Here is an 11,503-nt window from a genome sequence, read left to right as displayed (position 1 = left end):
ATTTTGCGATTTAGAGAGGTATCAAGATGACAAACTGGATAAAAAAACTGTTTCAGAATCAGGCCATCCGCTACATCTTTTTCGGCGGATGCACAACTCTTGTGAACCTGATTTCCTATGCTATTTTCCGGCATTTTCTGGGAATTGACATTACCATTGCCAACTTTCTCTCGATCTCCCTGTCCATTCTCTTCGCCTATGTGGTGAATAAGATTTTCGTCTTTGAGAGCAGGACGAGGGGAATCCGGGAGCTTCTTGTGGAGGCGGGGCAGTTCATCGGCATGCGCCTCAGCACGATGTTTATCGAGATTTTCGGCGTGGTGATTCTCTGCTGTGTCTTCGGTGTGCCGGATATGATCGGCAAGCTGCTGATTCAGGTGGTGGTGCTGGTCCTGAACTATGTGTTCAGCAAGTGCTTCGTATTCAAGGACAAGACCCCGAAAGAGTTCCTTTCCCCGGAAGAACTTCTGGAGAAAAAAAGGATCCGCCGCTGTGCCGCCTTCGGCTTTGTGATTCCGGCCGTGGTGGTGGCGGTGAGCTTCGCCGTGAACCTGGTTTATCCCTTCGGAGACCACGGCGTGCTGATCATCGATTCCCTTCACCAGTACCTTCCCTTCTTTACCGAGTTTCATGAGAAGCTGGTGAATAACGAGAGCTTCCTCTATTCCATGGGAGGCGGCCTGGGGATCAATTTCTGGGCGACGATCGCTTATTATCTCGCAAGCCCCATGAACTTCCTGCTGGTGCTTTTCCCGAAGCGGAACATGATGGATGTGATGGCTCTTTTCATCGTCCTGAAGCTGGGGCTCTGTGGCTGTACCTTCAGCTGGTATCTGGCTTACAAGGAAAAAGGAAAAAGCTATTTTCCGGTGCTTTTCGGCACGATGTATGCCCTCAGCAGCTTCATGATCGGCTACTATTTCAACCTTATGTGGTTTGACAGTATCGCCATGCTGCCGCTGGTGATGCTCGGCATCGAGCGCATCGTAAAGGGCGGAAACGGAAAAATGTTCTGCGTTTCTCTTTTCTACGCCCTCTACTGCAACTATTACATCGGCTTCATGCTCTGCCTGTTCTCCTGCCTCTACCTGCTGGTACAGTGGATCAGTACAAAAGGGCTGACGGTGAAGAAATTTTTCACCAGCGCCCTGACCTTTGGCTGGTATGCGCTGCTCTCCGGCGGTATGGCGGCTATCATGCTGGTTCCGGCCTTCTTAGGACTAGGCGTCACCGAGTCCGCGGAAAACAAATTTCCTTGGCCTCCGAAGCTTTACCTTCACGACGCTTCCCAGCTTACGAGCCAGTTCGCCTTTGTGGAGCCCATCAATATCGCGGACCATCAGTATGAACTCAATGCTTTCTGCGGCGTACTGACACTGGTCCTTGCGGTGCTTTTCCTGCTGGATAAGTATGTAAGTCTCCGGGAGCGGATCGCCAAGACGGCGCTCTGTGTCCTGCTTTTCATGAGCTTTGACACCAATATATTGAACTTTATCTGGCACGGCTTCCATACGCAGAACGGTCTTCCGAACCGTTTCGCCTTCCTTTACATCGCCATGCTTCTTGTCATGGCCCATCAGGCCCTCTGGCATGTGCGCTACCTCTCTGGCACAAGAGTGCTGATCGCGGCGGCGGTTCCGCTGGCTTTCACAGGCTATTCCTGGTGGACGAGCCTGGGGGACCGGGAGTTTTACGTTTATCTGGCTACAGAGCTTCTGCTGACGGTTTACGGCGTGCTCCTGCTTCTCTACGGTCTGGTGAAAAAAGCCCGGGAGGAAAAACTCTTCAAGCGGGTTCTCGTCTTCATCGGCGTGGTGGAGATGGCGGCCACGGCAGTCTACGGCGTCAGCATGAACGGTACGGTCAGCCGGCAGACTTATCTGGATGACCAGATCGCCTACGAAAAACTCATGGCGAGAAATGAGGATGGCAGCAGCTTCTACCGGAGCGACATCGACAGCACCCGGATGAGAAATGCGGATATGTTCATGGGCGGAGACGGCGTCATGCTCTTTTCCTCCACGATGCCTGCGTCCACCGTGGATCTCTGTAAGGCCCTCGGTATGGAGGCCCGGACCAACAAGAGCGGCTATGTGGGCCTTACGAAGCTTTTCAACGATATTTTAGGCGTCAAATATGTAGAATCCAGAACCGTCACCGACCGTCTCTATCAGATGGAGCAGGTGGACTATGAGGAGCCTCTGGCCCTTTACCGGAACGATAATGCACTTTCTATCGGTTTTATGGTGGATTCGGATATCAAGGACTGGGATATCGACAGCGGAAACGCCGCCGACGTCCAGAATGAGTTCGTGGCCCTGGCAGTCAACGAAGGACCGCTTTTCACACTGAACCAGAGCATTGAGATGACTGACGGCGGAAGCTACGATATCGTGATTCCCGCAGGCATGCAGGCCTATCTTGAAGTCACGAGAAAGACGGAAAAAATCACTGTTTCCACACCGGACTACACGAAATCCTACGATAAGTACAACGATCATCTCTACGATCTGGGCTGTTTTGACGAGGATGAGATCGCCACTGTGACCTGTGAGTTCAGCGAAAATCAGGAGGGCAGCGTGACGGCCAACGTCTACATCTGCTCCGATGAAGAGTACCAGATGGTTCATGACAAACTGGCTTCGTCCCAGCTTGTGACCGACAGCGAGGATGGCTCATACTATGTGAAAGACGGAAAAATCCGCGGTACGATCGACGCCGACCAGGACGGAACCCTTCTTTTCTCCCTCCCCTATGATACGGGCTGGAAGGTGAAGGTGGACGGAAAAACCGTCGAGACCTACGCGGTGGGCCGTTCCCTTCTCGGTATCGACCTCACTGAGGGAAGTCACGAGATTGCTCTCGATTACACGGCGCCCGGACTCTGGGAAGGTACGATTTTAAGCATCCTCTGCCTGGCCCTGTTCTTCCTGACACTGATCCTGGAAAATCAGCGGCGGCTGATTCAGATTCCTCTGGAAGAAGGAATGGAAGCGGCAATTCCGCTTGCCAGACGGGAGGAAGAAGAGGAGCTGGAAGAAGAACAGGATTTAGAAGAATAATTTTTATGGCACCCCGGAAGACTTCGGGGTGCTTTTCTAAACTTAGGGCTTGAAGAAATCGGTTTGTTGTTGTATGATGGTAGGCATGAAAGCGCACAGGGCAGAAGTCTGCCCATCTGCGGCAGGAGAGTAAAAATGGAAATTGATCAGAATTTAGTGGAACTTCTGCACCGGGCAGCCGGCAGCGGGGAAGTGGTCACAGAGGAGCCCATGAGTCGGCACACGACCTTTCGGATCGGCGGCCCGGCGGATTACTTTGTGACACCTCATACGAAAGAGGAGATCCGTCAGGTGATTCAGCTCTGTAAGGCGGAAAGTCTTCCCTTTGCCGTTCTTGGAAACGGGAGCAACCTTCTCGTGGGAGACAAAGGCTTCCGGGGCGTTGTGATCCAGCTGTTTAAAAATTTTTCAGACATCACCATAGAAGAGGAAGATATTTACGCCCAGTCAGGAGCACTTCTAGTCCGTCTGGCCAATCAGGCGGCGAAACAGGGACTGACCGGGCTTGAATTTGCCTCCGGCATCCCCGGAACCTTAGGCGGCGCTGTGGTCATGAACGCGGGAGCTTACGGCGGAGAGATGAAGGATGTGATTCTCTACAGCGATGTGGTGACAGAGGAAGGAGAGTTCTTAAGACTTTCCAGAGAGGAGCTGGAGCTGGGTTACCGGACCAGCGTGATCCAGAAGAAAAATTATTTTGTTCTGGGTGCAGCCTTAGAGCTTAAAAAAGGCGATCCGGCAGCAATCCGTTCCGTGATGGAGGATCTGAAGGAAAAACGCATCACGAAACAGCCGGTGGAATACCCCAGCGCGGGAAGCACCTTTAAGCGGCCGGAAGGCTATTTTGCAGGAAAACTGATTATGGATACAGGGCTTCGGGGCTTCTCTGTCGGCGGAGCGCAGGTTTCCGAGAAGCATTGCGGTTTTGTTATCAACAAAGGCGGGGCCACCGCAAAGGACGTACAGCTTTTGATAAAAGAAGTGGCTGACCGCGTGGAAGAGCGTTTCGGCGTCCGTCTGGAGCCGGAAGTGAAGATGTTGGGAGAATTCGAATGAAATTTGTCATTGTAACCGGAATGTCAGGGGCGGGAAAATCCACAGCCCTGAAAATGCTGGAGGATATGGGGTATTTCTGTGTGGATAACCTCCCCATCGCTCTGCTTCCGAAGTTTGCGGAGCTGGCTCATGCGCCCGGAAGCGATATCAGTCAGGTGGCTGTGGGCGTGGATATCCGAAACGGCCGTTCCCTGGATGAGATGGCCTCGGTACTGGAAAACTTAAAAGCATCCGGCGTGGCCTACCAGATCCTCTATCTGGAGGCCAGCGACGAGGTTCTGGTCAAGAGATACAAGGAGACGAGGCGTGCCCATCCCCTGGCCAAACAGGGCCGGGTGGAGGATGGTATCCGCCTCGAGAGAGAAAAGCTTCTTTATTTAAAGGAGAACGCCACCTATATTCTGGATACCAGTCAGCTGCTCACGAGGGAACTTAAGAAGGCCCTGGAACAGATCCTGGTGGAAGAAAAGAACTTCAAGAATCTGATGATCACTGTTCTGTCTTTCGGTTTCAAATACGGGATTCCCAACGACTGTGACCTGGTTTTTGATGTTCGTTTTCTGCCGAATCCCTACTATGTGGACGGACTCAAATACAAGACGGGAAACGATGAGGAGGTTCAGGATTTCGTTATGGACTACGAGATCTCCCATATCTTCCTGGACAAGCTCGTGGACATGCTGAATTTCCTCATTCCCAATTACATACTGGAAGGCAAGAATCAGCTGGTCATCGGCATCGGCTGCACCGGCGGCAAGCACCGCTCGGTGACACTGGCCAACAAGCTTTTTGAGGCGCTGAGCGACCGCTCAGAATATGGAGTCCGGCTGGAACACCGGGATGTGTCGAGGTGAGAGAGATGTCATTTTCCGGGGAAGTGAAAGAGGAGCTTTCACAGAAAGTCAGCACGGCAAGACATTGCCAGATCGCGGAACTGGCAGCCATCATGGGCATGTGCGGCGGCGTGGTCATCACCAGCGGCGACCGTTACCGGGTGAAAATCCAGACCGATAACCTGCCTGTGGCGAGAAAATGCTTTACATTATTGCAGAAAATATTTAATATAGAACCAGAGGTTTCGATCCGACAGCATCAGAAGCCGCAGAAGACCAGAATTTACAACGTTCTGGTGCCGAAGCATGAAGATGCGCTCCGGGTGCTCCAGGCCCTGAAACTCATCGACGGCCATATGGAGATCCGGGAAAACCTCACCGCTGCGGATAATATTCTCCTTCAGAGGACATGCTGTAAGCGGGCGTTTATCCGGGGAGCGTTCTTAAGTACCGGTTCCATGAGCGATCCCAACAAATCCTATCACTTTGAGATTGTCTGTTCCAGCGAGGCAAAAGCCCGGCAGATTCAGGAGCTCATCGGAAGTTTTGATATGGATGCAAAAATAGTGTGCCGAAAGAGATATTTTGTGGTATACTTAAAAGAAGGCGCGCAGATCGTCGATTTACTGAATGTCATGGAAGCGCATGTCGCGCTGATGGACCTGGAAAATGTGCGTATCCTCAAGGAAATGAGAAATTCTGTGAACCGGAAGGTCAACTGCGAGACTGCCAACATTCATAAGACAGTCAGCGCGGCTGTCAAACAGACAGAAGATATCAGATACCTGAAGGCAGCAGGCGGGTTTTCGGACCTGTCGGAGGAACTCCTGGAGACGGCGGATCTTCGCCTGGAAAATCCGGAGGCATCTTTAAAGGAACTGGGGCTTATGCACAACCCACCCATTGGAAAATCTGGAGTCAACCATAGATTAAGAAAACTAAGTAATTTAGCGGAAACGCTGAGAGGAAGTAAGGAGGAGCATTATTATGATTAAGAAACCAGTGATGATCCAAATCAGAAACGGTCTGGAGGCACGTCCGGTGGCACTGCTTGTACAGGTAGCCAGCCAGTACGACAGCGAGATCTATGTGGAGAGTGAGGATCGCCATGTAAACGCCAAGAGTATCATGGGAATGATGACCCTGGGCCTGAACTACGGTGACAGCATCGTTGTTTCCGCCAACGGAATCGACGAGGAAGAGGCCATGAAGGAAATTGAGAAATATCTGAGTGGGAATTGATCAGATCAAAAAACAAAAATCAAGGCTGTCGTACCGACAAAATCTTTGTCGGGCGACAGCCTTTTTTTATGGCTTGCATGCAGAAGAATCTTTTCGTTGCTTCAAGTGTACAGAACGTTAAGCAATCGTATTTATGAGTGAATAGCGACATCGGATTTCGATGCTTCGGAAGGATAGAGGAAAAGAGCACCTCCCTGACTTACCTGAAAGGTATGAACACTGGCTGTAAGTGCTTTTGTTTCCTCATGCACAATTTCTCCGAAACAATCCAGTTTTCTGATGAGAAAGACACCTGGAGCGGAGAAACGGAGTGTAAGTTCCGGGGTTTTTGTTCCATTGAGAAAAATGGTTTCTCGATAGGAAGCAGGATCCGGACTGGGGATGATTTGATTTTCCTTATAAGAGGCCGAGATCCATATCTGGTCTTTGCATGATTCCAGGAGTGGATAAAGAGCCAGTGGAGCATGCGCACGGAAATCTCCACACTGAAGAACTTCACGGTATTTGGTGGAGAAGTTCAGATAATGAGCCAGAACTTTTTTTTGCTCCGTGGTCTGTTCATTTAAATGTACGGAGATCTGCAGAGTCGCAAAGATGTTATTAATAAGCTGAATTGCTACATCTTCTGGCTTCTCGTCCCTGTGCCACATGAGCATATCAGAATGAACGGCAGTGTTTCCACTGATGAGCTTTAAGTCAGTGATTCCTACCCGGTTGCTGATACCGGATAAGGGGCAGTCTCCCACACGAAAAATATTACCGAACCGGCGCATCCTGGGCCCGATATAATTCTGACGGAACTCAATGAGAAGAGAAGGGTTCTGCTTCTGCAGCCTTCTTGAAATCTCCAACATCAGAGCATAGACAGCGTCCTGGATTTCGGAATAATCCATGGTGTCGGAATAAGCGGGGGTATCCGGATAAGAGCGGAAGGAGTCGATGAAATCCAGCTTAAAACCATCCAGATTCCACTCCTTCATACCTTTTTCAAAAACAGAAACCAGATATTCACGAACCTCCGGATAACGAGGATCCAGAGTGCCACAGTGCAGCTCTTCGTCATAATGAAGCAGCTTTTCAGAAAAACGATTCCAGATACGGGAATAACGGCCGATAAAAGGAACACTGTACCAGAGCAGGCATTTCATATGGTGGGAATGGATCTTTTGCACATGGGCGGCAAAATCCGGAAATTTATCCGGTGTGTTTTCCCAGTCACCACAGTAGCCGTAGCCTCTGTTATTGTCAGAGGTCTGCCAACCGTCGTCGATGATCACAGCTTTCATACCAAGAGTTTCTGCCGGACCGTATTCTCTGGAAAGAGCTTCATCGGAGATATCCTGATGATAGGAGTACCAGGTGGAGTACATGGGAATCCGGGCTTCTGCAGGAACCTTCATTGGAGCGTCAGAAGATACACTGTCCCACCAGTTGGAAACTTCTTTCAGTGATTCATAGAAAGGAAGTGTGCGGGTATCCAGTCGGATCGAAAGATGGTATTCCTCTGAAAGCGGCTCAGAGAGAAGAACGGCGGCTTCCAGAAGCATTTCCCCATTTTCTTCGTGGATACCAGGAAAAAGAAGAACATCACGGGCTGCCTCACTAAGCGCCAGAGTCAGGCAGTTCTGGTCATTTCCATTGAAGAAGCAGACCACAGGAGCAGAATGACTCAGATTGATTTGTTGCCCGGGAGCCCAGTCTGCCCGGAGATTTTTTGAAAAACCGGAATCTGCCATCCAGGTGCCGATGATCCCGAGAGCCGGGAATGTCATACGAAGGCGGATATAGGGAAGAGAAGAGGAAGAAAGCTGGAAGCGTTCTGGAAAAGAATCCTTTGCAGATGCATCCGGGCAAATCGTATAGTGGAAAGTGAGCAGGCCGTCCTCTTCACTGGAGGAAACAACATCTGCTTTAAGTTTACGAAAAGATATGTTTACTTTTGGAATATTCATTAGTAAAACCTCCTGATTTAGTATGCTTTTACCATAGCATACGAAATAAAAAAAAACAAGCATTTTACTAAAAAAACAATACAGAAAATTGAATCAGAAAAAGAAGTATAGTAAAAACAACGGAAAAATGAAAAAAAGAGTTGACATCACTGGATATAAGTGCTATATTGGATTCATCAACAGAGAAAACATTTTACTAAAACAAAAGAGGTGTTTTCTACAATGGAATTACTGTTTAGTAAATGAAAGGAGAAACAGAAACGATGAAAAAGAAACTGGTTCTTGGAATGGCAGGAGTGATGGCATTTACCACACTGCTGGGAACAAATGTAGTAATTGGAAATGCAGACGAGGATAAGGTGGAGATCACTTATACCTCCAGAGGAAATGCTGATGAGATCAAGGTTTATCAGCAGGCAGTTGACGCTTTCAATGAGGCACAGGATAAGATCCATGTAACCTTTGAGGCATCTCCCAGTGATGGTTACAGTCAGCAGCTGATCACACAGCTGGCAGGTGGAACCGCAGCAGACGTCATATTTGTAGAGGATACGGTTATGAGTCAGCTAGTGAAAAATGGAACCATCGCTAATATGAAGGATTTCCTGGCAACCGATGATTCTTATGTAAAAGAAGAAGATTTTGGTGAAGGCGTATGGGGCGCAGCAAGAAATGATGAAGGTGTTTATGGTCTGTCTGTAGACTGTAATCCGGTAGTTCTTTATTATTCTCCGAAAATGATGGAAGATCTTGGACTTGAAGATCCGCAGTCCCTGTTTGAAAAAGGTGAGTGGACCTGGGATAATTTTGATAAGATCTGCGATACCCTGAAAGAGAACGGAAAGAGTGGAATGATCCAGTCCGGTGATACCATCCGCCTTTACAACTGGGTATTTGCAAATGACGGAACCGTATGGCAGGGTGATGAGTACAAATTTGATGACAAAGCAAAAGAAGCTTTCCAGTATGTATGCGATCGTATCAATGATGGCAGATTCGTATACGGCGGAACCCTTCCGAATGGTCAGGGTGAGGATGCCATGTTTATGTCTGGCCAGACCGGCTTCATTGCAGCAGGCCGCTGGCTGACTAAAACCTTCTATGAAGAAGGAATCGACTTCGATTATATCCCGTATCCGACAAAGGATGGCTCTCAGTACAAACCCGCACAGGTTTGCTGTGGTTATCTTTCTGTCAATGCAAAATCCGAACATGTGAAAGAGGCAATGGAATTCGCAAGCTTCTACTGCGGAACCCAGGGCCAGGAAGCAAGAATCACCGGAGTTGGAACTTCTGTTCCGTCTGTTACCGGTCTTGATGATATGATGCTGGATTCCAATGTTCCGGCAGATGTGAAACATATCCTTGAGGTTCGTTCCACCGGATGGGCTCTTGGTGATGACTGTGCAAAGGATGGCCTGTATCCGGGACTTCTGGATGCAACCAAAGCTGTATTCGAGGAAGCTTATGTAAATGGAGCAGATGCAGAAGAAACTCTGGCAAAAGCAGAAGAAAAAGCAGCAGAAGTAATCGCAGAGAACGAGTAAAAGCTGAAAAAAGAAAGGAAGCAGTCTTAAATGGACTGCTCCTTTCATTACAAGGAGAGAAATCATGCAGAAAAGACGTAGAATGTGGGGATGGGTATTTGTAGCCCCGCAGTTCATTGGACTTTTGATTTTTGCACTGATTCCACTGGTTATGAGCTTTGTGATCAGTTTTCATGACTGGGACGGAATCGCCGATACCATGAAATTTGTGGGTGTCAAAAACTATGTGCATCAGGTTATGGATTCAGATTTCCAGAAAGCACTGGTCAATACGGTTATCTATTCTATCATGTATATTCCGCTGAACATCGTACTGGCCCTGATCCTGGCTCTTGCAGTGCAGAAGATCAAAGGGAAAACTCTGTACCGGCTGTTTTATTTTATGCCGGTGGTAACCGGTTCTGTGTCCGTAGGTGTTATCTGGACCTGGATTCTGAACGGAGATTTCGGCCTTCTGAATTCTGTTCTGGCAGTTTTTGGAATCAACGGACCGAAATGGCTGACGGATACGCATATGGTCTTGCTCTCCATCGTGATCGTTTCTGTGTGGTGGAATGTTGGTTATAACATGGTATTACTTCTGGCCGGTCTTCAGAATATTCCCGAAGTTTATTATGAGGCGGCAGAGATTGACGGAGCAAATAAATGGGCACGTTTCCGGAATATCACGATTCCCATGCTTTCTCCGACTTTGTTTTTCGTATTGATCAACACAATTATCAGTTCTTTCCAGGTTTTCGACCAGGCCTTCGTTATGACCAAGGGCGGTCCGGTAAAGGCAAGCTATACGCTGGTATATCATATTTACCAGAGTGCTTTTGTGGAATTTAAGATGGGTCGTGCCTGTGCGGCATCCATGATTCTCTTTGTCATTATCCTGGCAATTACGATGGTTCAGATGTATGGATCAAAAAGGTGGGTGAACTATGAACAGTAAAAAAATCAAACCGTCAACGGTTCTTCTCTATCTTGCTCTCAGTCTTGGGGCAGTCATCATGGTGCTTCCCTTCTTATGGACAGCCTTAAGCTCCGTGAAAAGTATGGGACAGATTTTTACTGTTCCGCCGACCATCATTCCACGCCCCTTTGTGTGGAAAAACTATCCGGAATCTCTGGCAGCCCTGCCTTTCGGAAGAGCGTATTTTAACAGCTTTTACATTGCGGCTATCGTGGTAGTGGTGCAGCTACTGACTGCTTCCATGGCAGGCTATGCTTTTGCCAAGCTGAAATTTAAAGGGCATAATGTGATTTTTGTCCTGTTTCTTGCGACAATGATGATCCCGTCACAGGTAACCATGATTCCTCTGTTTATTATCATGAAAAACCTGAAACTCCTCGGAACCCACTGGTCTTTGATCCTTCCGGCCAGCCTGTTTAACGCCTTTGGCGTTTTCCTGATGCGCCAGTTTACTGCTTCCCTGCCGGATGAACTGGAGGAGGCTGCAATCATTGATGGAGCCAGCGTTCCACAGATTTTCTTTAAAATCATCATGCCGCTGATCAAACCTTCCATGGCTGCTTTTGGAATCTTTGTTTTCCTGGGTCAGTGGAACAACTTCATGTATCCTCTGATTTTCCTGAACAAAACGGAAACCTTCACAGTTCCGTTGCTTCTGAATTTCTTCAAGGGTAACTATGCTACGAATTATCCGCTTCTGATGGCAGGAACCATGATCTCTATTGTGCCGGTTCTGGTAGTCTATATTTTCTTCCAGAAACAGATCATTCAGGGAATTGCCATTACCGGAATGAAAAACTGAAAAAAAATCAAGTACGGACTGCCGTACAGAAGAATGGATAAGGAACGGGAA

Annotated in this window: 9 protein-coding genes; 8 read left to right on the top strand and 1 reads right to left on the bottom strand. The window is 48.5% G+C overall.

Annotation, left to right across the window (positions count from 1 at the left end):
* Positions 1–26: 26 nt before the first annotated feature.
* The 5 genes from LKD71_RS02750 (at position 27) to LKD71_RS02730 (ending at position 6,193) form a co-directional block, all read left to right on the top strand.
* Positions 27–3,062: a GtrA family protein gene (locus LKD71_RS02750; protein WP_227614254.1), complete on the top strand. Its 3,036-nt coding sequence runs from the start codon at positions 27–29 to the stop codon at positions 3,060–3,062.
* Between the two features lie 135 nt (positions 3,063–3,197).
* The gene (murB, locus tag LKD71_RS02745; protein ID WP_227614253.1) at positions 3,198–4,118 is read left to right on the top strand and encodes a UDP-N-acetylmuramate dehydrogenase; all 921 of its coding nucleotides are present in this window, start codon (positions 3,198–3,200) and stop codon (positions 4,116–4,118) included.
* Positions 4,115–4,972: an RNase adapter RapZ gene (rapZ, locus tag LKD71_RS02740; RefSeq protein ID WP_227614252.1), complete on the top strand. Its 858-nt coding sequence runs from the start codon at positions 4,115–4,117 to the stop codon at positions 4,970–4,972. Before murB ends, rapZ begins: the two co-directional genes overlap by 4 nt.
* A gap of 5 nt (positions 4,973–4,977) precedes the next feature.
* A complete protein-coding gene (gene whiA, locus LKD71_RS02735; RefSeq protein ID WP_227614289.1) occupies positions 4,978–5,946 on the top strand; it encodes a DNA-binding protein WhiA in 969 nt (322 codons plus the stop codon).
* Entirely contained in the window at positions 5,939–6,193 is a 255-nt protein-coding gene (locus LKD71_RS02730) for an HPr family phosphocarrier protein (RefSeq protein ID WP_227614251.1), read from the top strand. The genes whiA and LKD71_RS02730 overlap by 8 nt, the downstream gene beginning before the upstream one ends.
* Before the next feature lie 131 nt (positions 6,194–6,324).
* On the opposite strand, the gene LKD71_RS02725 is transcribed toward LKD71_RS02730, so the two are convergent.
* A complete protein-coding gene (locus tag LKD71_RS02725; RefSeq protein WP_227614250.1) occupies positions 6,325–8,145 on the bottom strand; it encodes a glycoside hydrolase family 36 protein in 1,821 nt (606 codons plus the stop codon).
* Positions 8,146–8,408: 263 nt separating this feature from the next.
* Here LKD71_RS02725 and LKD71_RS02720 point away from each other — a divergent pair, with 263 nt between their 5' ends.
* The 3 genes from LKD71_RS02720 (at position 8,409) to LKD71_RS02710 (ending at position 11,452) form a co-directional block, all read left to right on the top strand.
* Entirely contained in the window at positions 8,409–9,692 is a 1,284-nt protein-coding gene (locus tag LKD71_RS02720; RefSeq protein WP_227614249.1) for an ABC transporter substrate-binding protein, read from the top strand.
* A 64-nt stretch (positions 9,693–9,756) separates the two neighbouring features.
* On the top strand, positions 9,757–10,629 hold the full coding sequence (locus tag LKD71_RS02715) for a carbohydrate ABC transporter permease (RefSeq protein WP_227614248.1): 873 nt from the start codon (positions 9,757–9,759) through the stop codon (positions 10,627–10,629).
* Positions 10,619–11,452, top strand: a complete 834-nt coding sequence (locus LKD71_RS02710; RefSeq protein WP_117764311.1) for a carbohydrate ABC transporter permease — start codon at positions 10,619–10,621, stop codon at positions 11,450–11,452. Before LKD71_RS02715 ends, LKD71_RS02710 begins: the two co-directional genes overlap by 11 nt.
* Positions 11,453–11,503: the final 51 nt, after the last annotated feature.

It is taken from the genome of Fusicatenibacter faecihominis (assembly GCF_020686945.1).
Taxonomy (GTDB): domain Bacteria; phylum Bacillota; class Clostridia; order Lachnospirales; family Lachnospiraceae; genus Limivivens; species Limivivens faecihominis.
This window is presented reverse-complemented; position numbering and strand designations above follow the sequence as displayed.